Annotated in this window: 16 protein-coding genes, 1 tRNA gene and 4 pseudogenes; 17 read left to right on the forward strand and 4 right to left on the reverse strand. The window is 58.2% G+C overall.

The features are described 5' to 3' along the window. The first annotated feature begins 4 nt into the window (after nt 1-4). From AAAK34_RS08080 to AAAK34_RS08105, 6 genes and pseudogenes are all read left to right on the forward strand, one after another. A pseudogene (locus tag AAAK34_RS08080) lies at nt 5-1,674 on the forward strand (hydantoinase B/oxoprolinase family protein). Between the two features lie 9 nt (nt 1,675-1,683). Further along, nucleotides 1,684-2,658 carry a tripartite tricarboxylate transporter substrate-binding protein gene (locus tag AAAK34_RS08085; protein ID WP_231697181.1) on the forward strand — a complete coding sequence of 325 codons (975 nt, stop codon included), beginning with the start codon at nt 1,684-1,686 and terminating at the stop codon, nt 2,656-2,658. 157 nt (nt 2,659-2,815) lie between these two features. Continuing rightward, nucleotides 2,816-2,907: transfer RNA gene (locus tag AAAK34_RS08090), tRNA-Leu, on the forward strand. Between the two features lie 619 nt (nt 2,908-3,526). Then, nucleotides 3,527-4,351: an N-formylglutamate amidohydrolase gene (locus tag AAAK34_RS08095; RefSeq protein WP_431777921.1), complete on the forward strand. Its 825-nt coding sequence runs from the start codon at nt 3,527-3,529 to the stop codon at nt 4,349-4,351. A gap of 41 nt (nt 4,352-4,392) precedes the next feature. Further along, a complete protein-coding gene (locus AAAK34_RS08100) occupies nt 4,393-6,063 on the forward strand; it encodes an FAD-dependent oxidoreductase (RefSeq protein ID WP_431777922.1) in 1,671 nt (556 codons plus the stop codon). Further along, nucleotides 6,057-7,198: pseudogene (locus AAAK34_RS08105) on the forward strand (NAD(P)/FAD-dependent oxidoreductase). The gene AAAK34_RS08100 and the pseudogene AAAK34_RS08105 overlap by 7 nt, the downstream one beginning before the upstream one ends. A 43-nt stretch (nt 7,199-7,241) precedes the next feature. Here the strand turns inward: AAAK34_RS08105 and AAAK34_RS08110 are convergent. Beyond that, nucleotides 7,242-8,141 (reverse strand): LysR family transcriptional regulator, encoded by a 900-nt coding sequence (locus tag AAAK34_RS08110; RefSeq protein ID WP_231697177.1) that lies wholly within the window; start codon nt 8,139-8,141, stop codon nt 7,242-7,244. Between the two features lie 132 nt (nt 8,142-8,273). On the opposite strand from AAAK34_RS08110, the gene AAAK34_RS08115 reads away from it, so the two are divergent. From AAAK34_RS08115 to AAAK34_RS08155, 9 genes and pseudogenes are all read left to right on the forward strand, one after another. Next, complete coding sequence (locus AAAK34_RS08115) at nt 8,274-9,245, forward strand: tripartite tricarboxylate transporter substrate binding protein (protein WP_231697176.1); 972 nt, start codon at nt 8,274-8,276, stop codon at nt 9,243-9,245. 24 nt (nt 9,246-9,269) lie between these two features. After that, nucleotides 9,270-10,247 carry a 2-hydroxyacid dehydrogenase gene (locus AAAK34_RS08120; protein WP_231697175.1) on the forward strand — a complete coding sequence of 326 codons (978 nt, stop codon included), beginning with the start codon at nt 9,270-9,272 and terminating at the stop codon, nt 10,245-10,247. A 77-nt stretch (nt 10,248-10,324) separates the two neighbouring features. After that, nucleotides 10,325-10,983: pseudogene (locus AAAK34_RS08125) on the forward strand (class II aldolase/adducin family protein). Nucleotides 10,984-11,071: 88 nt separating this feature from the next. Beyond that, on the forward strand, nt 11,072-13,168 hold the full coding sequence (locus tag AAAK34_RS08130) for a hydantoinase/oxoprolinase family protein (protein WP_231697173.1): 2,097 nt from the start codon (nt 11,072-11,074) through the stop codon (nt 13,166-13,168). Then, nucleotides 13,161-14,852, forward strand: a complete 1,692-nt coding sequence (locus AAAK34_RS08135) for a hydantoinase B/oxoprolinase family protein (RefSeq protein WP_431777923.1) — start codon at nt 13,161-13,163, stop codon at nt 14,850-14,852. Before AAAK34_RS08130 ends, AAAK34_RS08135 begins: the two co-directional genes overlap by 8 nt. A 126-nt stretch (nt 14,853-14,978) precedes the next feature. Then, the gene (locus tag AAAK34_RS08140; protein WP_431777924.1) at nt 14,979-15,107 is read left to right on the forward strand and encodes a hypothetical protein; all 129 of its coding nucleotides are present in this window, start codon (nt 14,979-14,981) and stop codon (nt 15,105-15,107) included. Between the two features lie 280 nt (nt 15,108-15,387). Further along, complete coding sequence (locus tag AAAK34_RS08145; protein WP_231697171.1) at nt 15,388-16,014, forward strand: DUF6806 family protein; 627 nt, start codon at nt 15,388-15,390, stop codon at nt 16,012-16,014. Between the two features lie 112 nt (nt 16,015-16,126). Next, nucleotides 16,127-17,430, forward strand: a pseudogene (locus AAAK34_RS08150) (MFS transporter). Further along, nucleotides 17,427-18,089, forward strand: coding sequence for an NUDIX hydrolase (locus AAAK34_RS08155; RefSeq protein WP_231697169.1), 663 nt, complete (start codon nt 17,427-17,429; stop codon nt 18,087-18,089). Before AAAK34_RS08150 ends, AAAK34_RS08155 begins: the two are co-directional and overlap by 4 nt. Nucleotides 18,090-18,130: 41 nt before the next feature. Here AAAK34_RS08155 and murI read toward each other — a convergent pair whose 3' ends face one another. Both murI and AAAK34_RS08165 read right to left on the reverse strand, forming a co-directional pair. Continuing rightward, on the reverse strand, nt 18,131-18,964 hold the full coding sequence (gene murI, locus AAAK34_RS08160) for a glutamate racemase (protein WP_231697168.1): 834 nt from the start codon (nt 18,962-18,964) through the stop codon (nt 18,131-18,133). 177 nt (nt 18,965-19,141) lie between these two features. Continuing rightward, nucleotides 19,142-20,692: a fumarate hydratase gene (locus AAAK34_RS08165; RefSeq protein WP_231697167.1), complete on the reverse strand. Its 1,551-nt coding sequence runs from the start codon at nt 20,690-20,692 to the stop codon at nt 19,142-19,144. A 107-nt stretch (nt 20,693-20,799) separates the two neighbouring features. On the opposite strand from AAAK34_RS08165, the gene fumC reads away from it, so the two are divergent. Further along, nucleotides 20,800-22,203, forward strand: a complete 1,404-nt coding sequence (fumC, locus tag AAAK34_RS08170) for a class II fumarate hydratase (RefSeq protein ID WP_231697242.1) — start codon at nt 20,800-20,802, stop codon at nt 22,201-22,203. Between the two features lie 15 nt (nt 22,204-22,218). Here the strand turns inward: fumC and AAAK34_RS08175 are convergent, their stop codons facing one another. After that, entirely contained in the window at nt 22,219-22,824 is a 606-nt protein-coding gene (locus tag AAAK34_RS08175) for a TIGR00645 family protein (protein ID WP_231697166.1), read from the reverse strand. Between the two features lie 231 nt (nt 22,825-23,055). On the opposite strand from AAAK34_RS08175, the gene acs reads away from it, so the two are divergent. Then, nucleotides 23,056-25,038 (forward strand): acetate--CoA ligase, encoded by a 1,983-nt coding sequence (gene acs / locus AAAK34_RS08180; RefSeq protein ID WP_231697165.1) that lies wholly within the window; start codon nt 23,056-23,058, stop codon nt 25,036-25,038. Nucleotides 25,039-25,100 lie beyond the last annotated feature (62 nt).

Here is a 25,100-nt window from a genome sequence, read left to right on the forward strand (position 1 = left end):
GGTCATGTGGGATCGATTGATCGCCATTACGGAAGAGCAGGCGCAAGTGCTTCTGCGAACCGCATTCAGCTCCATTGTCAGAGAGTCTGGCGACTTGGCAGTTGGCGTCTTTGATTCTCGAGCTCGCATGCTTGCGCAAGCGGTTACAGGCACGCCTGGACATGTCAATTCCATGTCCCTGACCGTGGGTCATGTGGTCGCCAAGTATCCGTGCGAAACGATGAGGCCCGGAGACGTCTATCTGACCAATGACCCGTGGTTGGGGACCGGTCACACGAACGACTTTACGGCGGTCACCCCGTGCTTCCAGGGTGAGCGTTTGATCGGATTCGTTGCGTGCAACAGTCACCTGATGGATGTGGGTGGCATGCCAGGATCACATGGCTCGACTGACGTGTTCATGGAAGGGCTCTACATCCCGATCCTGAAAATCGTCGACGCTGGAGTGGTGAACCAAACGTTGATCGAGATTATTCGCGCGAACAGTCGACTGCCTGACGAGTCGGAAGGCGATACCTACGCTCTCGTGGCCTGCAACGCGGTGGGCAATCGACGCCTCCTTGAAATGATGGCCGAGTTTGGGTTGACGAATCTGGAGGGTCTGGCCAATCACATCATCAACACATCTCGCGACGCACTTCGCAGTGCAATTGCAGAGTTGCCCAGTGGAACTTGGCGCCATAGTCTCACGATGGATGGCTTCGGCGAGCCGATTCACCTCGCAGCGGCGTTGACCATCAGTGATGGTCGCATCTCGGTAGATTTCGAAGGCAGCTCGCCCATGGTGTCTCACAACATCAATGTGCCGCTGTGCTACACGTCGGCGTACACGTCCTTCGGAATTCGTTGCGTGGTCGGCAAAAATATTCCGAACAATGCAGGCTCACTTGAGCCCATTTCCGTGAATGCGCCTGTCGGAACTATCTTGAACGCGCAATCGCCAGCGGCGGTCGTTTCTCGACACCTTGTGGGCTTGCTATTGCCCGACCTCGTATTTGGTTGCCTCAGAGAACCAGCCAAAGGACGCGTGCCAGCTGAGGGCGCCAGTGGATTATGGGTGCTGTCGACCAGCGGAGTCTGGCCCAGCGCGGGCGCGCCTTCTCGTAAGTTCCGTTCCTCGGTCGTCAACACGGGGGGATGGGGGCGCTGCCGAGTGTCGACGGGCTGTCTGCTACCGGATTTCCTAGCGGCATCATGGGCGGTTCGATAGAAATGTTCGAGACCCAGTGCCCGCTGATTGTCTGGAAGAAAGAGTTCCGTGCCGACAGTGGTGGCGCCGGTCGAAACCGCGGTGGACTCGGTCTGGCGATCGAGGTGGGTAACTCCATCGACATGCCATTCACGCTGCGAACCGTGTTCGAAAGAATCGACAACCCGGCCAGAGGTGTGAATGGTGGCCTCGATGGAGCGCCGGGTGAGGTTCTGCTTTCCAGTGGTCAGGCCTTGTCCGGGAAGGGGCTGCATCAGGTTCCAGCGGGTCAGCGAGTTTCGCTGTTGACACCCGGAGGAGCTGGCTATGACCTGCCGACCGAGCGTTCACGTGATGCGGTTCAACGTGACCTTGAGTCAGGACTTATCTCGCCTCAGGCTGCTCGCGAGGTTTATGGCTGGGGGCCGCCTAGCGTCCTTGAGCAATGCAAAGCCACACAAAAATCATCTCTTGCCATTCAATAAGGAAGTTTCATGTTTTTGAATCGACGTCAGGCCCTTGTCGCCTCAGCTGCTGTCATGGCGCCCATGATTGCCAATGCCAAGTTGCCCGCGCATGCCAAGATTCACTGCCCGTTTTCTGCGGGAGCAACCGTTGACATGGTGTGCCGGCAACTTGCAGAGCAGTTGCGCGGAAAACTTGCAGAAACGGTTATTGTGGAAAACAGGACTGGTGCGGGTGGTCTGCTGGCAATTGACGCGCTGGTTCGTTCGCCCGCTGATGGGCTGACACTCATGGTGCATGGTGGTGCCATTCAAAGCGTCTTCCCCCATACGATGCCGAAGCTTCCTTACGATCCGTTCAAGGATGTAGCACCCGTGTCTATGACTCACCAGCTTGAGTACGGGTTCGCCGTAGGCCCTGCTATCCCTGAGAGCGTGCGTACCCTTAACGAGTTTCTTGCCTGGGTTCGTTCAAACCCCAAGGGCGGCGCTTTTGCGACACCTGGGGCGGGAACGCCGCTGCACTTCGTGCCCATGGTGGTCTCTCAGTCCAGCAAGGTAGACCTGGTTCCTGTTCACTACCGGGGATCGTCCGCTGCCATGCCAGACATTTTGGGTGGGCAGGTGCCAGCCATATCGACTGCGCTATCAGACCTGGTTCCGTTCCTGGCCGACGGAAAAGTGCGCATGCTCGCGACGTCAGGGCCTACACGCAACTCCTTGACCCGCAATACACCAACTTACGCTGAGCAGGGCTTCCCTGAAGTGACCGCAGTGGCTTACAACGCGGTGTTTGTCCAAGGGGATACCGCTCGCGCGAAGCAGGAGGAAATTTCGTCTATGGTTCGCGCTGCATTGGCAACTGAACCCGTGCGCGTGGCATTCGAGAAGGCCTATATCAAACCCTACGGTTGCACGCCTTCCGAGGCGCTCACGGAAGGTCGGGCAGGCTATAAGCGTTGGGGCAAGGTGGTCAAGGCTGTTGGCTACGTGCCAGCGCAGTAAAGAGCTGTGCACGAGATCAGTCTGAACTTCGATGAGGCCGGGCGAGTCTCAAGCTTTGAGATACTTTCCAGCAGCAGCCTGGCCTCTGCAAGCCCAATTCTGATCGCATGCTTGAGCCTTCGGGGTAAAATCGACCCGAAACAGCTATTGGATATCAGCCCCGATGGTGAAATTGGTAGACACTGCGGACTTAAAATCCGCCGCTTCCTGAAAAGGGGCGTGCCGGTTCGATCCCGGCTCGGGGCACCACCTTGTTTTTGGTAGTCCACGCACTCTGGGTAGCTTAACGAGCTATATGTCTTCAGGGCGCGAATAGGGCGCGAACAGGGCGAGTTTCGTGGCGTGTTTGATGTCTCGACACAACAAAGTCTTTTGGCGATATTGAAGGCGCTCTCTCACTGCAGGGTTGGCGCCTAGTCCGCAGAAGCCGTGAAATCGGGTGCCACTCTCCACGCGAACCAGGTGTGATGCCGCGTCGTAACTGCTAGCGTTACCTCCGGGGTGCCTTTGCGCGTTGCATTCGCACCGCCTCGCGTGTTTCTAACGCTCATTTCAGTTCTTCAGCGAACCAGAGGCAGCTTTGTGTAGCTTTCTTCGTCCGGATTTTGAACGCCTTATCTAGAGCCCTTCTTGGTTGATCGATGATCAACACCGGTGATGAACCTACATCCAATATCTTGATTGGACTAACTTAGAACCACTCCGCTACCCTTCCGGTAGTCGTCATGGCAGGACATTTTTCGTGGAGCAATCGACTCAGGTTCGGTTCGTTCCCGTGAGTCCTCGTGCAGGCGATATCAAAACAACGAATGGAGTGTTATTGGTGCGCGAAAGAGCAATTAATCTGGCGGTTTTGCCGGGTGTATACATGAGGCGCGATCCCGCGGACGCCGCGCCGGTCGTGTTCGACGTACCACGCAGCGGGGCGGAGTACCCGCGATGGTTCGCTGCAAGCGCGCCACTGGACTTGATCCAAAAGTCAATTTCGTCTTACGTCGAAGCGCTTTATCGCGATGTGACGGACGCTGGTGCAACTTGGCTGTACGCATGTTTTCCCAACGTCGTCGTTGATCCTAACCGGCACGAGGCCGATATTGATCCCGACCAGTTGAATGGGATGTGGCACGAAGAGCTCAACCCCTCTGAAAAGACCAAAGCTGGCATGGGCCTGTTTCCCCATGTGGTCAGTAATCAGGCGCTGCATGCTGGCAAGCTCACTCTAGAGGATGCACGTCGGCGATTGAGTGAGTACTATCTTCCCTACCATGAGGAGTTGGCTCGTATCCTTCGCATGGCAAAGGAGTCAGCTGGCGTAGCCTATCACCTGAGCTGTCATAGCATGGGTGCCACGCCTCCGGCTACGGCAAAGGATGCGGGCGTTCGCCGCTCCGACTTCGATCTGGGTGATCGAAACGGCACTACATGCGAGCCTGGCCTTGTCGATTCCGTCGCCGCATGCTTGAGGCGCCAGGGTTATACAGTCACGGTCAACAAGCATTTCGTGGGCGCGGAAGCTGTTCGCAGGCATGGTGACCCCAGAAACTCTTTCCATAGCCTTCAGATCGAGATGAATCGATCTCTCTACATGAACGAGAAGACCCGTGAAGTCTCGGAAAACTTCCAACAAGTGAAGTCCGACATGACCGTGCTAGCGCGAGAGGTGGTCGACTACGCACGCTCCAGATCGCGGTGAAAAGAGCTGACTAAACCTAGCGTTGAAGTGACAAGACTCCCATGAAGCCACAAGCCATTTTGCATCGCCTTTGTGAAACGGATCGCGTGTCCATACCTTTTGTATTCGACGGTGTCGCGCTGGCAGGGCTGGAAGGTGATACGGTACTGACAGCGATTCTGTCTCAGGCCCCTCGTCTGCGAAACACGGAGTTTTCGGGTTCGCCCAGGGCCGGTTTTTGCCTCATGGGAGCCTGTCAGGACTGCTGGGTCGCCACGACTGATGGTCAGCGTATACGTGCGTGTGGAACTCGGCTAGAGCCCGGCATGCAATTGCAGAGTTTGGGGGTGCGTAGTATGAACCACGTGATCGTCGGCGCCGGTCCGGCCGGTGTCCGAGCAGCGCAGACCTTGGTTCGCCATGGGCTTCGGCCTATCGTGCTGGACGAGAGTCCGAGTTGGGGCGGTCAGATCTATCGACAGCAACCCGGCAACTTCAAGCGCTCCCCGCGGGCGCTCTATGGCTTCGAGTCGGAGCGGGCGACCAGACTGCATGCAGCAATGGCGGACGTGCTCGATAGGGTGGACTTTCGTCCCTCTTCAATGGTGTGGGGAGCGGAGAAACGTCATCTTGATGTCCTGAGAAATGGGCGAAAAGAGCGAGTACCGTTTGAGACGCTCATCTTGGCGACAGGTGCCACCGACCGAATCCTCCCCTTCCAGGGCTGGACGCTCCCAGGTGTCTATTCACTGGGGGGGTCGCAGGTTGCGCTCAAGTTCCAAGGCTGTGGCATTGGTCGGCGGGTCGTATTTGCGGGAAGTGGTCCATTGCTATATTTGGTCGCCTACCAATACGCTAAGGCGGGTGCCCAGGTAGCGGCGGTCATCGATCAGTCCTCTTTCGGTTCCAAAATGGCTGGTATGCAGGGTATGAGCCGACAGCCCGTAGTGCTGGCCAAAGGCATTTACTACACGGCGTGGCTTCGATTTCATGGCGTGCCGGTGCACCAGGGGGCCAAATTGGTCAGTGCACGCGGCAATGAGCGTGTCAGCGAGGTTGTCTGGTCTGACGGAGCGCGCGAACATGTCGTTGAATGCGACGCGATTGGCTTTGGCTACTCCTTGCGTTCGGAGACGCAGCTCGCTGATTTGCTGGGCTGCACTTTCGTTCACGACGAACTTCAGCGCGCACAGTTGCCGCAGCGGGACTGGGCTGGAAGAAGTTCCGTGCCGGGCGTGTATCTCGCAGGGGATGGTGCAGGAATTCGCGGGGCCGACGCTGCCGAATGGGATGGTGAACTGGCAGCGTTGGCCATGTTGTCCGATATGGATCCTCCGGTGTTGGTAGACGTGTCCAGGATGGCTGACTTAAAAGACAAGCTGGGCAACATCGCTGCTTTTCGAGGTGGATTGGAGCGCGCGTTCCCCTTCCCTGATGATTGGGCGGCAGAGGCCGAAGACTCTCTCACGATCTGCCGCTGCGAAGAAATCACAGCGGGTGAATTGCGCTTTGCGATCGCCACGTGTGGCGTGAAGGAGTTGAACCGGCTGAAGGCGCTGACTCGAGTAGGTATGGGGCGCTGTCAAGGGCGAATGTGCGGTGTCGCTGCTGGCGAGATCCTGGCCCAGGCTACGGGTAAATCGGTATGCGATGTGGGGAGGTTGAGAGCGCAGGCGCCCGTAAAGCCGATTCCGTTCGCCATGCTTCAGACGGATCAGGGAGATCCATCATGAAGATGCTGAAATCGCAGGTGGCGATTGTCGGGGGCGGCATCATTGGTGCATCGGCCGCACTATTTATGCGAAAGCGTGGGCTGCGTGTGGTGCTTCTCGAGCGAAATGAGTGCGGCTCTCGTTCAAGTGGAATCAATTACGGGGGGTGCGTCGTCAGGGTCGAGCGTTGGCTCAGTTGCCCCTGGCGCGACGCGCGCACGAAATCTGGGGTGAGCTGGCCCACATCATCGGCATCGATGGTGAGTACGTCCGCTCAGGGCATTTGAAATTGGCCCGTACCCAGGAGGCGATGGCTTCGCTGGAAGCTTATCGTGAAAATACACGAGGCTTCGGCATGAATCTGGAGTTGATCTCTACTGCAGAACTTCGAAGCCGGTATCCATGGCTGGGTGCCAATGTGGTTGGCGGTTCGTTATGCCCGGCGGACGGTCATGCCAATCCAAGGTTGGTGTCGCCAGCCTTCGCACGTGCTGCTGAACGTGCGGGTGCCGACGTTATTGAAGGATGCAAGGTTGAGCGAATCGAGCGAATGGGCGCTGACTTTGAACTCGAGTGTGCCGACGGCCTGATGGTGAGGGCAGAGGCAGTCGTCAACTGCGCTGGTGCGTGGGCGGGCGAGTTTGCAAAGAGGTTCGGAGAGCCGGTCCCTATGGTTCAGGGACATCCCCTGATGGCTGTTACCGAGCCACTTCCTGCGTTCATGAGTCTGAGCCTGGGCATGGAAGGAGGTGGAATCTATGGTCGACAAGTGTCTCGAGGCAATTGCGTGATCGGTGGTACCCACGGTTATGCGACCAGCCAGGACACTGCCCGGCCTTCGGATGATGGTCTGATGGAGATCATGAAGGCGGCCCTGGCACTGCTGCCTGACTTGCAGCATGCTTCGATCATTCGTGCCTGGACTGGAAACGAAGGGTACTTGCCAGATCGTCAGCCGGTTGTAGGGGCGAGTGCGACAACTCCTGGGCTCTACCACGCTTTCGGCTTTGCTGGTGCGGGGTTCCAGATCGGCCCTGCCGTCGGTGAAGCTGTAGCTGAACTGGTTTGCGCCGGAGTGAGTTCTCAGCCTCTTGAAGCGTTTGACATTCGGCGATTCTCCCACCAGCCTTCGTTTTCGATACCGGCCACAGCATAGCGCGTGTGTGCCATGCAATGTTTGTGTGCAGTGTGGCCGTTCCCTAACTCGCAGGGATTCGAGCAGCGCGTAGCAACTGCTCCCGCATCCAGCGATGCTCCGAGGACTGATCGGAGCGCTCATGCCAGATCAGGCTCACGTTACGAGGACGTACGCCGAAAGGCAGCTCGACCATTTGCAGCTCGCTGGCGTAGTGGCTCTCAATAACCAATCTAGTCGGGACGATACTTACCAAGTCGGTCGTGGCACACATTCTCGGTATCAAGCCAAAATGGTTCACGACCAGTGCCAGCTTGCGCTTGAGTCCGCGTTCTGCCAGTTCAATGTCCACCAAAGCCGATCCACCCGACAGGCTGGCCGATACATGCCGTGCGGTGAGGAACTGCACAGTCGTGGGGTGTTTCCCCAGCGGATGATCTTTCCTCATGACGCCGCAGTACTCAAGCGTGTCCAGGGTAGCTGCCCGTGTATGTTCACTCACATTGGCGAGTACGCCGGCCGCGAAATCTATCTCACCCCTAGCCAACAGAGTGACGGCGTCTGTGATCCGATGTGGCTTCAGATGGAGCTCCATCCTCGGCGCCGCCACGAACAGTTCGGGCAGCAATGGCATTATCAAATGCTCTGCGACGTAATCAGATGCTGCAATCCGGAATACGGCATGTCCGCTGGCAGGATCGAAGTCCTCGGTGTCAACCGTACGCTCTATCCGAAGCAATGAGTCTCTCAACGGCGGCCACAAAGCCTGTGCTCGGGGGGTCGGGATGACGCCGCCATGCACCTTGAGGAACAGAGGATCGTTGAGGAGATGGCGTAGCCGATTGATGGCGTTACTGACCGCTGGTTGGGTCATGTAGAGGGTCGCAGCCGCCTTGGTGACATTGCGCTCCGCCATGACTGCATCGAAAACGCGGAGCAAATTCAGATCAAAATTGCGAAGCACGTCTTATCACTGCAGATGATGAATTGACATATTTTCAATTGATTGGACTGATCATGATAGCAGCCGTAATCTGCAGGTGTCGTTTTTTTCCACGTTCCGGGGTGCCGGCGCCCCACCAACTTCTCATCGAACATGCTCATTTCCAAAATTTCCAAGCTGGCTGTGCTGTCCCTGTTGACGCTGGGTGCAGTTGCTGGTGCTCAAGAGGCTTTTCCATCTAAGCCCATCACGATCATTCTTCCCTACGCCACAGGTGGTGCAGCCGATACGTTGGCACGCATGTCAGCGGACTTCGTCTCCAAAGAACTCGGGCAATCCGTGGTGGTCGTCAGCAAACCGGGAGCTGGCGGGTCGTTGGGAATGGAGTATGTGGTGCGCTCGGCACCTGATGGTTACACCCTGGTACTGACTGCGAGCGGTAGCATGGGGATCAACCCCTACGTTTACAAGCTAAATTACAAGCCCGTTGACGATCTGGCGTCAGTTTCGGTTCTGGCCGATGTGCCCTTTATTTTCGTGGCCAATCCGAAAACAGGTATCAAGGATCTCGAGAGTTTCCGCAAGGCGGCGCAGTCCAAAGAGGGTGGTGTCAGTTCAGGAAATGCAGGGTCCGGAACACAGGCGCATCTGACTCAGGAACTATTCAAGAAGGCCGCAGGCGTTCAGCTCAACATCATTCCGTATAAGGGGAGTGCGCCTGCCATCAATGACCTGCTAGGCCAGCAGATCGACACCATGATCGACAACATCGCCGCGCAAACCAGCTTCATCAAGGCTGGTCGGGTGCAGCCCCTGTTCGTCACGAGCGTACAGCGGGTGCCTTCGCTTCCTGAAGTGCCTACGGCGACTGAAGCAGGTTTGCCTGGGTTCTCTGCTGTCGCATGGTTTGGTCTCGCTGCTCCCAAGGGGACACCGCCTGCAGTGTTGAGCCGCATTCAACAATCCATAGCCAAGGGCTTTGCGCAGCCTGAGACACGTACCAGACTCGAGAATCTGGGATTGTTGCCGGTGGCGAGCACACCCGCCGACGCGGATGCTCGTGCGCGCAGGGACTACGAAACGTTCGGCGTGATCGCCAAGCAAATCAATCTCCAACCGCAGTAATTCTGGGGCGGTATGGGGATAGGAGTGCCACATTCAGAACAAGACGATGATTGCGCCATCAAACCGATTCTTCTGGTGAAGTCAGGCGGCGAAACAGCATTACCGGAGTGGCGTGAACTGTTTGGCACGTATGCTCCTTTCCTCGATGTGCGCTCCTGGGATGACATCAGCGTCGATCCAGAGCATGTGAAATACGCGCTCGTGTGGCAACCAGAACCTGGGCGCCTGGCGAGCTATCCGAACCTGCGGCTCGTTCTCAGCAGCGCCGCTGGTGTGGATCACATTACCACCGATCCCACATGGCCCAAGCATCTTCCGCTGCTCCGGGCGTCGACGGACGAGTCTGCTCAGCGCATGGGGGAGTATGTCTGTCTCGCCGCCCTGGCCTTACTCAAGGATCTTCCAAGGCTGGTGAAACAGCAAACGGCAAAGGACTGGCAGCCTTTCGAAACTGTGCGCAGCGCGCCAGAAACCCAGGTGGGCATTCTGGGTTTGGGAAAACTTGGTCTGCGGTGTGCGTCGATGCTAATGGCCTTGGGCTTTCAGGTGTCCAGTTGGTCGAGATCTGCCAAGCGGGTTGACGGGGTACGTAGCTACACAGGTGAAGAGGGCTTGAGAACGATGCTGCTCAGCTCCCATATCGTGGTGTGCCTGTTGCCATCGACTCCGGAAACTGCTGGCATGCTGAACCGCGATACTTTGGCTCTGCTGCCTGAAGGGGCAGGGCTCATCAATGTGGCACGTGGCTCTCATGTCGTGCGTGACGACATGATGGCGGCGCTCGATAGTGCTCGATTGAGTGGGGCTGTGCTGGATGTGTTTGAACAGGAGCCGCTACCACCCGACGATGCGCTATGGCGCCATCCTCGGGTGCTTGTTACACCGCACATCGCTTCCATTGCGTCTCGGCGTGCGCGTGTCGAATTCTTTTGCAGGCAAATCGCCGCTCATCGCGAAAACCGTCCGTTGGAAGGGGTCTTCGACATTTCGCGCGGTTACTGAAAGCTCTCATGAACACGGAAACTGAAACCCTGCGTGCCGAACTGGCAACGCTTTACCGACTGCTTGATTATTTTCGAATGACGGATCTGATCTATACACATGTCAGCGTCCGATTGCCTGGCCAGGGACATCGCTTTCTCATCAACGAATACGGTCGACTCTTCGGTCATATGCGACCGGAGGATCTGGTGGAGGTGGATGCTGAGGGCCGTCCGTGCAGGGGGAGGGAGAGAAAGAGGTGAATCCTGCAGGCTTCACGATTCATTCGGCCATTCACATGGCACGTCCTGATGTGACATGTGTTGTACATACGCACACCTCAGCGGGCATAGCCGTCGCGGCGCAGAAGGAGGGCCTGCTTCCAATCAGTCAGCACGCGCTGAAGTTCTACGGGCACCTTGCTTATCACGAGTATGAAGGTATCGCGTTAGAACTTGATGAGCGCGAGCGACTCGTCGCGGATCTTGGCAGCCATAACGCCATGGTGCTGAGAAATCACGGCCTGCTGGTGTGCGGGCGTACGGTATCTGAGGCGTTCTACAACATTTATTACCTGGAGCGCGCATGCCAGGCGCAAGTAGCTGCCCTGGTCGGCGGCCGGGCGCTGGTCTACCCGAGCGAAGCCACGCGGCTTAAAACCGCTGAGCAGTTTCAGTCAACTCCGGAGCGCCGTCTCATTGCTGCAGACCGTGCCTGGAAAAGTGCTGTGCAACTGCTGCCATCATCAATTCTGTGAATGTAACTCTGGCGGAAGAACTGATTGGACATATGAAAGGGGCGCTTTTAGCCTTCACACATCGCATGGAACATATACGGAGATCCACTTGAACGCTAGTACTTCCGCTTCTGCACCCCGACGTTTTCGTGTCGGCTTTGATGTGGGCGGCACTTTCACCGACTTCACGCTGCTCGGCGAACATGACGGAGGGTTGCACTATCACAAGGTGCCCTCGACACCTCATGATCCTTCGGAAGCCATCCGTGATGGCCTGGAGCATCTCATCAATGCATTCGAGATGAAACCTGGGGAGTTGGTGAACGTTGGACATGGAACCACGGTGGCGACCAACATGGTGATTGAGCGACGAGGCGCACGCATGGCGGTTGTCACGACGCGTGGCTTCCGGGATGTGTTGGAAATCGGCCGCCAGACACGTCCGAATCTCTACGACTACTCAGTGCGCAAACCCGATCCGCTGGCGCCACGTGAACTGCGGTACGAAGTGCCCGAACGTGTGCGCGCCGACGGCGAAGTGCTTGAACCGCTGGATGAGCAGGCTGTCATTGCCATTGGTCACCAATTGGTCGAAATGAAGGTGAGTTCTGTGGCCATCTGCTTGATGCACAGTTACCGCAATCCGACCCACGAAAGGCGCGTGCGTGACATTCTCCTGGGCATCCTCCCTTCCACGGTATACATCAGCATTTCGAGCGACATTCTTCCCGAATTTCGGGAGTATGAGCGCATGTCTACCACAGCGCTGAATGCCTATGTCGGTCCGCGCATGGCCGCCTACATGCGCAATTTGGTGGCTTCAGTCGCCCGTCTGACTGACTCAGAGGAACTGGAGCCCATGACCGTCCACTCCAACGGTGGATTGATGTCCGTAAGAGCGGTGATTACCGCTCCGGTGCGTACTTGTTTGTCGGGTCCTGCTGCAGGTGTCATCGGCGCGACGGAAATTGGCCGTGTGACCGGTTTCCCCAACCTTATCACCTTTGACGTGGGTGGAACGAGCACAGACGTGTCTCTCATCGCTGATTTGCAACCTATGTTCACTTCGGCACGTTTGGTTGCGGACTACCCGGTAAAGACACAAATGATTGATGTCCACGTGATCGGTGCGGGTGGCGGTAGCATTGCCAGTCTCGATGATGCTGGCGCACTCAAGGTCGGCCCTCAGAGCGCTGGCGCAGTGCCCGGTCCTGTTGCATACCAGCGTGGTGGAACTCAAGTGACTACGACTGACGCGCACGTCGTACTCGGTCGTTTGAATCCCGTTGCATTGCTTGAAGGGCGGATGCGCGTGTATGCGGAAGAAGCACGGCTTGCGATGAAGGAGCAGGTCGCCGATCCGCTGGGAATTTCAGTAGAGGACGCGGCTTGCGGCATTCTTCGCATCGCCAATTCCAATATGGCGCGCGCAGTGCGATCCGTTTCTACCGAGCGTGGGTTCGACGCAGCGCAGTTTGCTCTGTGTTCATTTGGTGGCGCAGGAGGCTTGCATGCTGCAGAGCTTGCTGACGATTGCGGTGTCGGTGCGGTGCTTGTGCCGCCAGAGCCAGGCACCATGTGCGCGCGCGGCATATTGCTGTCGGACATTTCTCTCGATTTCGTGCGTACGGTGATGTTTGTTGCGCAAGATGACGCATGGGTGTTGACGCAAAAGGCCCTGAACGAGATGGGCGAGGAGGCGCTGGCTTGGCTTGAGCGCGAGGCAGTACGTCCTGAGCAGCGTGAACTTCAGGGCTTTATCGAGGCGCGCTATGCCGGGCAGAACTTTGAGATCGCGGTCCCTCTCGATTCGCTGGGACTTCCGGCATTGGCTGATTTTCTAAGCAAATTCAGTGACGCCCATCGCCGCGAGTACGGTTACGACGCTGCCGATCGCGCGGTGGAAATAGTGAACTGTCGCGTGCGTGCGGTGGGTTTGGTGCCGCGCGCCCCGATTGCCGAAATCAAGGGGGGATCAACGCTCGAAGGTGCGGTTGTCGCTGTTCGCCCCGTTTACTTTGTTGAAACGGGGTGGGTGGAAACGCCGGTGTATCGACGCAAGAGTCTGCCGATGGAGACGGACTTCGAGGGGCCCGCGATTATCGAAGAGATGAGTTCGACCACCGTGGTGCTGCCTGCTCAGCGCGTGCGGGCTGATCGATTTGGCAACCTGATCATCACCACAGCACGAGGCAACCATGAGTGAACAGAATAGAAAAGAGGATCGCCAGTTCAACGCGATCGAGATGGAGGTCTTCAGCAATCGCCTGCTGAGCATCACGGAGGAAATGGGCAATACGCTGATTCGCTCTTCCTTCTCAAGCAATATCAAGGAGCGAAAGGACTGTTCGGTCGCAATCTTTGACGCGCAAGGACGCCTTGTCGTGCAGGCGGCGCATATTCCTGTGCATCTGGGATCACTTTCGGGAGCCGTGGATGCGGTGATGGAACGCTATGGGGTGACAGGCATTCTCCCAGGTGACAGCTACATCTCGAACGATCCTTATCTGGCGGGTGGAAGCCACGCTCCGGACATTACCGTGGTGACGCCGATATTCTGGGAGAACCAGTTGCGCTTCTTCGCAGCAAATATCGGTCACCACACGGATGTCGGAGGCGGGGTGCCGGGGTCAACCTCTCACCTATTCAAGACAGTATGGGAAGAGGGACTTCGGATTCCCACGATGCGCATCGAGCGCGAGGGCCAGCTGGATGTGGATCTGCTGGAGATGATCGCACACAACACGCGTGAACCTGAATACCGTGTGCACGACATCAGGGCGCAGATTGCGACGAACCTCAAAGGCGTCAAGCTGGTGCACGAGTTGGTTGGGCGCACTGGTCTGGAGAAGCTGCTGAGCGCTATTGAGGATTTGCTCGCTTACACTGAACGCCGGCTACGCACACGTATCTCACGTTTGCCAGCAGGCTCAGCGAGCTTTATCGAAACGATGGACGATGATGGCCTGGGCGGAGATCCCGTGGAAATTCGGGCCACGGTCGAGGCGCGCGACGGCGTGCTGTTCGTCGATTTCACGGGGAGTGGGAAGCAAGCACGGGGCGCTTTCAATATGCCTCGAAATGCTTTGAATGCCAGCGTGTACTTCGCGGTCAAGGCGATGCTCGATCCTTACCTGATGCCGAATAACGGCATGTTCATGCCGATCGTGGTGACCTCGCCAGAGGGCACCATCACCAACCCGAGCTTTCCGGCGGCCGTGGGGGCACGAGCCACAACTTCTCAGCGGGTGGCGGGTGCAGTGCTCGGCGCCTTGGGGCAACTGGTGCCCCAAGGCCAGGCCATGGCGTCAAGCAACGACGTCATGCCGTCAATGGTTTTTTCTGGTCGCAGGTCAGACGGCAAGGGAAGCTTTGTTTATCTCGAAACTTTGGGCGGAGGATCAGGTGCACGTGCGGATATGGACGGAATGGATGGTATCCAGGTCCATATCACCAATACATCGAACCTGCCGGCCGAAGCGATGGAGATCGAGTACCCGCTGTTGGTAGAAGAGTACGGCTTGGTGACGGACTCGGGCGGCGCTGGCACACGGCGTGGCGGACTGGGGATTGTCCGTCAGATTAGATCCCTCGGTGACGACATTATTTGCTCTGTGCGTTGCGATGGCGGCAAGTTTGGCGCGCTGGGCCTGGCTGGGGGGCTACCAGGAGGCAAGTCGCGTGTGTTTCTCAACTTCGGTCGTGAAAACGAGGAACAAATTCCCAACAAAGTCTCAGGGTTGCATCTTTCGGCTGGACAAAGCGTGCGCCTTGAGACTCCTGGTGCCGGGGGTACGGGGTACCTGCGGGACGCGCTCTGGCTGATTTGGCGGAAGATATTCGAAGCCGGAAGGTTACCCAGGATGCAGCCGTTCGAGATTATGGTGTGAAGCTCGTCGAGCGTGCGCTTCAAGCTGAGCACGAGCCGGCCCTGCAGAACCAATGCGCCGTTGCTGCTTCCGGCTGATGCCTGGTCGGAGCGCTTGCGCTCCGACCGATCAATTCACCAGCCCAAAATGCCCAGACTTCACGACCACCTCATCGGTGTTCAGTGGCAGGCCGGTCACGCCCAGAGCGAAAGCTTCAACCCCGGCCTTCTGGGAGACATGATCGAATGCTACGTGCGAGCTTCGCACTTGTCTTAACGTGATGCGAAGAGGGGCTCGGCGGCGCAAAAAGTACCCAAATTACCAAAAGTTGCGCCAATGCCTCGTTCGGGGAGTTTTCTCCTCACCTGCGGTTCCTCTTGTTGCCTTGAGCTCGAAGCAAAGTCTTGTTCACCCTTTCGTGGGAAAATAGGCTGCCTGCCCCGGAGCGACTCCTGACCGTACCCGGCACCTGAATTCATACCCCCGCAGCCGACCCAGTTCAGCCTCTCTCATGGCGTTCAGGTACGGCTCGGGCACCCTTCGAGAGGAATCTGCCATGAGTCATGATGACGCACCCTTTGAAATCCACGTACATGGCGACGTAAAGCTTCGTTCCGACGTAGATTTCGACACCCTTCAGGACGCCCTCAAACCGCTGTGGAAATATGCTGGCGCACGTTCCCTGGCCGATGGCGCGACCAGTTTCTACGAGGACGAACCGGGTATCCGCTTTGACCCTCGTCAGCACCTCTTGCAAATGTGCTGGACCGTGCAGGGCGACGAAGATTTTCGCCATCAGCTTGATGAGCTTTGCATGACCCTCAATGAACTCTCGGAAACAGGCGCCCAGATCGAGGTCACCTTCTTTGATGTCCAGTTTGACGAAGAAGACGAAGACGCCGGGCGCGAGTCTCGCGACGATTTCGTCCTGCTCTTTGTGGGGCCCACGCCCGAGGCCATCATGCAAGCACAGCGCAATCTGCTGGTGGAAGATGTGGTTCACCTGATGGAGCGCCATTTCGACGGCGCCGAACTAGGAGGCGTTGTGTCCGAGATCGACAAACTTTTCACGGATCGCTTCACGGCACTCACCAGTTCACTTGAATTGGGCAAGCCACCGCGCAGCCCTGGCGGCGGTGGCGCTGGCCACGGTGGTGGTCGCAGGCCGCGGCACCTCCACTGATTTGAGGCGCTGACCCAGATCGCTGGTGCTGAGGCCGCTCCAGTCGGGTGTCATTTGCACCGGTTGGGCTGCGCGTTTGACTGATGTATGGCCTGACCTGAAAGCTGATTGCATGAGCACGTTGTCGTCCGAAGTCCTGAACCCCGGAGTCAGAAAACGCGAGGTGTTCGGCTGGGCGATGTATGACTTTGCCAACTCGGGCTACACCACAGTCGTCATCACCGCCGTGTTCGCCGCCTATTTTGCGGGCGCTATCACGCAAGGTGCACCCTGGGGCCCATTGGCCTGGACGGCGGCGCTTAGCGCTTCTTATGCCATTGTCATGTTCACCATGCCCAGCCTGGGTGCGTGGGCTGATCTCCGGGCTGCCAAGAAGCGGTTGCTCGGTTTTTTCACCGTCTGCTGCGTCCTTGGTACGGCGGCGCTGGCTTTTGCCAAACCGGGCGATGTGGCGCTGGCGATACTGCTCATCATTGTTTCCAACACCTTCTATTCTTACGGCGAGTCGCTAACCGGGGCATTCTTGCCAGAACTGGCGCGCCCGGAAGGCATGGGCAAGGTAAGTGGCTGGGGCTGGGGTTTCGGCTACTTGGGAGGCATGCTGGCCCTCGGCTTATGCTTGGCATATGTGCTTTGGGCGCAGGCGCAGGGGCAATCCGCTTCGCAGTTCGTTCCGGTGACCATGCTGATCACGGCGGCGCTTTATGGAACGGCCGCGACGGTTACCTTTGCCCTGCTGCGCGAACGAGCCAAGCCCGCTGCGACTGGGCAGGGTGGGGGCTCGGGGCGGCGCTGCGGCAGTTGCGCCACACCTGGCGAGATGCACAGCGCCATCGCGACTTCATCTGGTTGCTCGCCTGCACCGTGGCCTACCAGGGAGGCGTGGCGGTGGCCATTACGTTGGCGGCGATTTATGCTGAGCAGGTGATCGGCTTTGTGCAGCAGGAGACCATGGTGCTGATCTTCGTGCTCAACATTGCGGCCGCAGGCGGCGCCTTTGGTTGTGGATATCTGCAGGACCGCATCGGCCATAAGCCGGCGCTGGGTCTCACGCTGCTGGGCTGGATGGCCACGTGCGTCATCGCGGCGCTGGCACAGACCAAGGGTCAGTTCTGGTGGGCGGCTGCGATTGCAGGGTTATGCATGGGGTCCAGTCAGTCGGCAGGGCGGGCCATGGTGGGCTTGTTCTCCCCCCAACGGCAACTGGCCGAATTTTTTGGGCTCTGGACCGTGGCAACTCGGCTGGCGAGCATAGTTGGTCCCCTGTGCTATGGCGTCATCACCTGGGTCACGGATGGGAACCAGCGCGTGGCCATCGCTTCGACCACATTGCTGTTCGTGTTTGGATTATTGGCTCTATGGCCCATCAACGTGCAGCGGGGTCGCAATGCGGCGTTGAACGCTCAATCTCCATGAAAATCGACGAAGAGTTCAGACTAAGAATTCACTCAGCGCTCGCGGGGTGGGAGAGGATTTCGCTGGATGACGCAAACCATAAAAAACGCGCTGCCGTAGCGCTGACGATCCTCGATGAAGGGGTTGGCGCAGACGTTCCGGGCATAGAAACTCCCCGCCTATGGAGCAGCAACACTGCCATGCTCCTGACCCGCCGTGCTGCAGGGCTTCGCAAGCACGCGGGACAATGGGCTTTGCCCGGTGGAGTCATAGATCCGGGAGAGTCCCCAGAAGAAGCAGCACTCCGTGAGCTTCAGGAGGAAGTGGGGCTTTGTCTTTCGAGCGGCAGCATCATCGGGAAGCTGGATGATTTCGTGACCCATTCAGGCTTTTGCATCACGCCGGTGGTTGTCTGGGCAGGGGCTATAGCAAGCCTCAAGCTCAATGAAGCGGAGGTCGCCAGTACCCACCGCATTCCGTTGACAGAGTTCATGCGCCCGGATGCCCCTATGCTCGAAACCATAGAAGAAAGCGCTCATCCTGTCCTTCGCATGCCGGTAGGAAGCCGGTGGATCGCGGCTCCTACGGGGGCCATTTTGTATCAGTTCTCAGAAGTGTGTCTGAGAGGTAGGCCGACCCGCGTCAGCCACTTTGAGCAGCCACTGTTCGCGCGACGATGAGTGTGCGGCACCGGTGAATGGGTTATAAGGTGAACACGCTTTTATACAGAAAACGGCTGCAACACCGCTGATCGCGCGGGTCCCTCGAGCCATTTTGCTACTGCCGCGCCGAGCGATTGACCGTCGCCGCTGTCTAGTAGTTCCAGCACCGGCTCTGACGGCGGGGCAGCCGCCAGAAGTCCTTTGGCAGTCAAGATATCTCGGGTGTGGCGAGCAACCGCCTCACCGGGATCTATCAAGTTCACCTTGAGGCTCGCTTGCCGCTGGATGCGCGCGGCAACCAGTGGGTAGTGCGTGCAGCCGAGCACCAGGGTGTCTATTTGACCAGGGGCATCTCCTAGTGGCCCCAGCGCACCCACATGCTGATTGATCAGTGCGTCTGTTTGGGCTTGCTGTTCGGTCAAGGCTTCTCTTTCGATGGCGCTGGCAAGACCATCACAGGCCCGCAATATGAACTCTACCGGTCCTGAAAGCCGTTCGTGCAAGTCACGAAACTTCTGACTGGCAAGTGTGACGCGCGTGGCCATGACCCCAACCCGTTTGGTGCGGGTGACGAGTGTGGCGGGCTTGAGCGCCGGCTCTATGCCGATGATGGGCAGATCAGGATGGCGCTCGCGCAGCGTACGACCCGCTGCAGCTGTGGCCGTATTGCAGGCAATCACGAACGCCTTGATGCCGTACCTTCGTCGCAGGCTGGCCAGCACTGCCTCTGAGCGCGCGATCACGTGCGCGTCGCCTTGTTCTCCATAGGGGGCGTGGGCGCTGTCGCCTGCATAGACGAAGCGCTCACCGGGCAACGCTGCAAGCAGCGCCCGGAGCACCGAAACACCCCCGATGCCGCTGTCGAACACGCCAATGGGCGCGCTGGAGGTCATGATCCTAGATCCGGTAGTTGGACGCGCCCGAGCAGGTCGCCCTCGGGTGCGTAGTGCTCTCACCTAACGGGTGAGCGTTATCGGAGCATAGAAATCCAGTGTTCATGCGGCTTTCCTGATGATTGCAAGCGGTCAACTGCCGGATTTAGGATCGTGGGTTAAGCGCTGGCCACGAGATCAGGCAGACGCGAGGGCAATGCCTTTGAATTCGCCAGTGGCGATCCGCTTTTCCCACTCGGCGGGGCCGGTGTTGTGCACGCTGATTCCGCCGGCATCCACGGCAACTGTGACGGGCATGTCCACCACATCGAACTCGTAGATGGCTTCCATGCCCAGATCTTCGAAGCCGACGACCTTGGCATTCTTGATGGCTTTGCTCACCAGGTAAGCTGCACCGCCAACGGCCATCAGGTAGGCGCTCTTGTGCTTCTTGATGGACTCGATCGCCACCGGCCCACGCTCAGCCTTGCCGATCATGGCAATGAGGCCGGTTTGCGAGAGCATGGTTTCGGTGAACTTGTCCATGCGCGTGGCCGTGGTGGGGCCAGCCGGCCCGACAGCCTCCTCTCGCACGGGGTCGACCGGGCCCACGTAGTAGATGACGCGGTTGGCAAAGTCGACCGGCAATTTCTCGCCCTTGGCCAGCATGTCTTGAATGCGCTTGTGGGCCGCATCGCGGCCGGTCAGCATCTTGCCATTCAACAGGAGCGTGTCGCCCGGCTTCCAGCTGGCAACCTCTTCCTTGGTCAGCTGGTTCAGATCGACACGCTTGCTCTTTTGGGTGTCGGGCATCCAGTCCACCTTGGGCCACAGGTCGAGCGAGGGGGCTTCCAGGTAGACCGGTCCGCTGCCGTCCATCACGAAGTGCGCGTGACGCGTGGCGGCGCAGTTGGGAATCATGGCCACGGGCTTGCTGGCGGCGTGGGTGGGGTACATGGCGATTTTGACGTCCAGCACGGTGGTCAGGCCGCCCAGGCCTTGGGCGCCGATACCCAATGCATTGACTTTTTCGAACAGTTCCAGGCGCAACTCTTCCACTTGCGTGAGTTTGTCGCCCTTGGCAGACTTGGCTTGCAGCTCGTACATGTCCAGATCTTCCATCAGACTTTGCTTGGCCAGCAAGACGGCTTTTTCAGCGGTGCCGCCAATGCCTATGCCGAGCATGCCAGGAGGGCACCAGCCTGCGCCCATGGTCGGCACCGTTTTCAGCACCCAGTCCACCACGCTGTCACTTGGGTTGAGCATGACCATCTTGCTCTTGTTCTCAGATCCGCCTCCCTTGGCCGCCACGGTAATGTCGACCGTGTTGCCCGGTACGATTTCGGTGAAGATAACGGCAGGCGTGTTGTCCTTGGTGTTCTTGCGCGCGAACTGAGGGTCGGCCACCACACTGGCGCGCAGGGTGTTGTCCGGGTGGTTGTAGCCTCGGCGCACGCCTTCATTGATGGCGTCTTCCAGTGAGCCGGTAAAGCCTTCCCAGCGAACATTCATGCCGACTTTCAGGAACACGTTCACGATGCCGGTGTCCTGACAGATCGGGCGGTGGCCGAGCGCGCTCATCTTGCTGTTCGTGAGGATCTGCGCCATGGCGTCCTTGGCAGCGGGGCTTTGCTCTCGCTCATAGGCGCGGGCCAAGTGGGCAATATAGTCAGCCGGGTGGTAGTAGCTGATGTACTGCAGTGCGGCGGCGATGGATTCGATCAGGTCATCCTGCTTGATGGCGGTCATGGCGTGGGGGTTCCTTGTTCCGGGTTGGCTATGAAAGAAAGTCGCGCGCATGGACATTATTCCTCTGCTACCGTTGCGGCGAACCCTCTATTTTGACAGGCTCTGCCATGACAACGCGCGCTCAAGCCCATCTCGCCCAACGCACCGAGCGTGACACTCTTGGCACTATTGGCGTTCCTGCCGATCGGCTTTGGGGCGCGCAGACTCAGCGTTCACTACAAAATTTTGATATATCTGGCGAGCGTCAGCCGAGCGAAATCATTCATGCGCTCGCGCTCGTGAAGCGAGCATCGGCGACCATCAACCACCAACTCGGTCTGCTTGAGGAGGCCAGGGCCAGAGCCATAGTGGCCGCCGCCGACGAGGTGCTTGCAGGCCAGCACTCTGCGGAATTTCCCCTGGTTGTCTGGCAAACCGGCTCAGGCACCCAGACCAACATGAACCTGAACGAGGTCCTTGCCAACCGTGCCAGCGAGTTGATGGGCGGTGAGCGTGGAGAGGGGAGGCTTGTGCATCCGAACGACGATGTCAATAAAAGCCAATCCAGCAACGACGTTTTTCCAACTGCCATGCATGTGGCCGCAGTGCAGGCGATAAGCGGCAAGTTGCTTCCCGCCATTGCCAGACTGCGCGCTACCCTGGAAGTGAAGTCGAGCGACTTTGCAGATATTGTGAAGATTGGGCGCACCCACCTGCAAGACGCCACACCGCTCACTCTGGGGCAGGAATTTTCAGGTTATGCGGCTCAGCTCAAGCATGCGGCGCTACATGTGCGTTCCGCCTTGCCCCATTTGTGTGAATTGGCGTTGGGGGGTACTGCAGTGGGCACGGGTCTGAACGCCCCCAAGGGCTATGCCGAAGGCGCTGCTGCCGAGCTTGCCAGGCTGACCGGCTTGCCCTTTGTGACATCGCCCAATAAATTTGAAGCGCTGGCCAGCTGCGATGCCCTCGTATATGCCCACGGCACACTCAAAGGCCTGGCTGCCAGCCTGACCAAGATCGCCAATGATGTTCGCTGGCTGGCCAGCGGGCCGCGCAGCGGCATTGGTGAGCTCAGTATTCCGGAAAACGAACCGGGTTCATCCATCATGCCCGGCAAGGTCAATCCTACGCAGAGTGAGGCGTTGACCATGCTCTGTGCCCAGGTCATGGGCAATGATGTGGCGATCAACATAGGAGGCGCCAGCGGAAACTTCGAGTTGAATGTCTTCCGGCCAATGATCGCGCACAACTTTCTTCAAAGCGTGCGCCTGCTGGCCGACGGCATGGTCAGCTTCAACGATCATTGCGCCATGGGAATCGAGCCGAACCGCGCCCGCATCAAGGAGTTGGTGGATCAGTCCCTGATGCTGGTAACCGCCCTCAACACGCACATTGGCTACGACAAGGCCGCGCAAATTGCCAAGAAGGCGCACAAGGAAGGCACCAGCCTGCGCGAGGCCGCGCTAGCCACCGGCTATGTGACCGGTGAGCAATTCGATGCCTGGGTACGTCCGGGCGACATGGTGTAAGGGCTCCGGCGTGTATCAGTGCCCCTTTTCTGCCCCGGCTGACATCAGCTTGTCCGTGTAGGCAATGGCCATCGCGGAGAGCAGAAACACGGCGTGAATCACCGTTTGCGCGATGAGCACCTTGTCGGTGTAGTTGTCGGCATTGATGAAGGTCTTGAGCAAGTGAATGGAGCTGATGCCGATGATCGACAGGGCCAGTTTGACTTTCAATACTGAAGCATTCACATGGCTAAGCCATTCGGGCTGGTCGCGGTGTCCTTCCAGGTCGAGTCGGCTGACGAAAGTCTCGTAGCCGCCGATGATGACCATGATCAGCAGGTTCGAGATCATCACCACGTCGATCAATGCCAGCACCACCAGCATGATCACAGTTTCATTCAAAGTTGTGACCGGAATGTTGCTTTTGTATCCAATCGCAGTAACAAGGGCCTCCAGCGCCTGCTGGTTGCCGAACGCTGCTTCAATCAGATGCCAGAGCTCGATCAGAAAATGCATCACATAGACGCCCTGTGCCGCGATCAGTCCGAGGTAAAGCGGAAGTTGTAGCCAGCGGCTCGCGAAGATCAGTGCGGGCAGCGGACGCAGAGAGCGGTTGGAGGAAATATTAGTCGGGTCGACCATGAAATGAGTGGGGCCGGACGAAACCCGGCCTGAATCTGATAAAAGCGACAATTGTAAAAACCATCCGTGTCATGCGCAGCACCATGGATGCTGTCAGCAATCTTTTTTTTGTCGACAGTCTCCAGAGTTTTGCGAAGTCAGAACTTTGTAAGAGCCCGGTCGGATGATGACGAGGGCTTGAAATGCGCGACCTAACGCCATCCATACACAACCACGAAGGAGACCGTCCTCATGAGTGCCATCCAATCAGTCCTGATTGAAAACCGCGTGTTCCCTCCCAGCGAAAACATGGTGAAGGCGGCATGCATTTCCGGCATGCCTGCCTATGAAGCGCTTTACGCCGAGGCCGACCAAGACCCTGAAGGGTTCTGGGGTCGTCAGGCCCGGGAGAATTTGGTGTGGAGCAAGCCATTCACGCGTGTGCTTGATGAATCCAACAAGCCGTTCTTTCGCTGGTTCGACGACGGTGAACTCAATGCCAGCGCAAACTGTCTCGACAAGCACATGGGAACGCCGGTTGAGAACAAGACCGCTATCCTCTTTGAGGCCGATGACGGCTCCGTCACCAGCGTAACCTACCGGGAATTGCTGTCCCGGGTAGCGCAGTTTGCCAATGGCCTGAAGGCGCACGGCATCAAAAAGGGTGACCGTGTCCTGATCTACATGCCGATGACCATAGAGGGTGTGGTGGCCATGCAGGCCTGCGCGCGGATAGGCGCAACGCACAGCGTGGTGTTCGGCGGTTTCTCCGCCAAGGCGTTGCAGGAGCGCATCATCGACGTCGGCGCAGTGGCCGTGATCACCTCCAACTACCAGATGCGTGGCGGCAAGGAGCTGCCTCTGAAAGCGGTTGTGGACGAGGCGCTGGCGATGAGCGGATGCGAGTCAGTCAAGAATGTGTTCGTGTTCGAGCGCACTGCCACCGCCTGCAACATGGTGACCGGCCGCGACAAGACCTTCGCCCAGATTTTGCAGGGTCAGTCAGCCGAGTGCGCACCTGTGGCGGTCGGTGCGGAACACCCGCTTTTCGTGCTCTATACCAGTGGGTCTACCGGCAAGCCCAAGGGCGTACAACACTCCACCGGCGGCTACTTGCTGTGGGCCAAAATGACGATGGACTGGACTTTCGATCTGAAGGACAGCGACATCTTCTGGTGCACGGCAGACATTGGCTGGATTACCGGCCACACCTATGTGGCGTACGGACCACTCGCCGCCGGAGCCACACAGATCGTGTTTGAAGGCGTGCCCACCTACCCGGATGCTGGCCGCTTCTGGAAGATGATCGAGCGCCATAAGTGCACCATCTTCTACACGGCGCCCACGGCCATTCGCTCGCTGATCAAGGCGTCCGAGACCAACGAGAAGGTACACCCCAAGAACTGGAATCTGGGTAGTCTTCGCATTCTGGGAAGCGTTGGTGAACCGATCAACCCTGAAGCGTGGATTTGGTATCACAAGCACGTGGGCGGAGAACGCTGCCCTATCGTGGATACTTTCTGGCAAACCGAAACCGGCGGCCACGTGATTACACCGCTGCCGGGGGCCACCCCGCTGGTGCCGGGATCTTGCACGCTGCCGCTCCCGGGTATTGCAGCAGGCATTGTTGATGAGGCTGCCAATGATGTGCCCAATGGTTCGGGCGGCATTCTGGTGATCAAGAAGCCTTGGCCAGCCATGATTCGCACCATCTGGGGCGACCCGGAGCGATTCAAAAAGAGCTATTTCCCGGAAGAACTCAAGGGTTATTACCTGGCAGGCGACGGTGCGGTACGAGACGCCGAACGCGGATATTTCCGCATCACCGGTCGCATTGATGACGTGCTGAACGTATCAGGTCACCGTATGGGCACCATGGAAATTGAATCTGCCTTGGTCGCCAAAACGGATCTGGTGGCCGAGGCGGCTGTGGTGGGGCGCCCCGACGACACCACGGGAGAGGCCATATGCGCGTTCGTGGTGCTCAAGCGCTCATTGCCAGAGGGAGATGAAGCCAGGCAAATTGCCAAGGAACTTCGTGACTGGGTGGCCAAGGAAATTGGCCCGATTGCCAAGCCCAAGGACATCCGTTTCGGCGAGAACCTTCCCAAGACCCGCTCGGGCAAGATCATGCGGCGCTTGCTACGAAGCCTGGCTAAAGGCGAAAACATCACCCAAGACACCAGTACCCTGGAGAACCCGCAGATCCTGACCCAACTCGATCAAACGTACTGATCAAGCCGATAAAAAACCCGCTGCAGTGAGGCAGCGGGTTTTAGCGGGTTTTGTTAGCAAAC

The organism is Ottowia caeni (assembly GCF_050821495.1).
Classification (GTDB): domain Bacteria; phylum Pseudomonadota; class Gammaproteobacteria; order Burkholderiales; family Burkholderiaceae_C; genus Ottowia; species Ottowia caeni.

Excerpts from the sequence above, each read along its gene's own strand:
- AAAK34_RS08165 (WP_231697167.1), bottom strand. The coding sequence starts at position 20,692 with ATGACCGCCATCAAGCAGGATGACCTGATCGAATCCATCGCCGCCGCA.
- AAAK34_RS08140 (WP_431777924.1), top strand. The coding sequence starts at position 14,979 with ATGCCCAGACTTCACGACCACCTCATCGGTGTTCAGTGGCAGGCCGGT.
- AAAK34_RS08145 (WP_231697171.1), top strand. The coding sequence starts at position 15,388 with ATGAGTCATGATGACGCACCCTTTGAAATCCACGTACATGGCGACGTA.
- fumC (WP_231697242.1), top strand. The coding sequence starts at position 20,800 with ATGACAACGCGCGCTCAAGCCCATCTCGCCCAACGCACCGAGCGTGAC.
- murI (WP_231697168.1), bottom strand. The coding sequence starts at position 18,964 with ATGACCTCCAGCGCGCCCATTGGCGTGTTCGACAGCGGCATCGGGGGT.
- AAAK34_RS08155 (WP_231697169.1), top strand. The coding sequence starts at position 17,427 with ATGAAAATCGACGAAGAGTTCAGACTAAGAATTCACTCAGCGCTCGCG.
- acs (WP_231697165.1), top strand. The coding sequence starts at position 23,056 with ATGAGTGCCATCCAATCAGTCCTGATTGAAAACCGCGTGTTCCCTCCC.
- AAAK34_RS08095 (WP_431777921.1), top strand. The coding sequence starts at position 3,527 with ATGAGGCGCGATCCCGCGGACGCCGCGCCGGTCGTGTTCGACGTACCA.
- AAAK34_RS08085 (WP_231697181.1), top strand. The coding sequence starts at position 1,684 with ATGTTTTTGAATCGACGTCAGGCCCTTGTCGCCTCAGCTGCTGTCATG.
- AAAK34_RS08100 (WP_431777922.1), top strand. The coding sequence starts at position 4,393 with ATGAAGCCACAAGCCATTTTGCATCGCCTTTGTGAAACGGATCGCGTG.
- AAAK34_RS08135 (WP_431777923.1), top strand. The coding sequence starts at position 13,161 with ATGAGTGAACAGAATAGAAAAGAGGATCGCCAGTTCAACGCGATCGAG.
- AAAK34_RS08115 (WP_231697176.1), top strand. The coding sequence starts at position 8,274 with ATGCTCATTTCCAAAATTTCCAAGCTGGCTGTGCTGTCCCTGTTGACG.
- AAAK34_RS08175 (WP_231697166.1), bottom strand. The coding sequence starts at position 22,824 with ATGGTCGACCCGACTAATATTTCCTCCAACCGCTCTCTGCGTCCGCTG.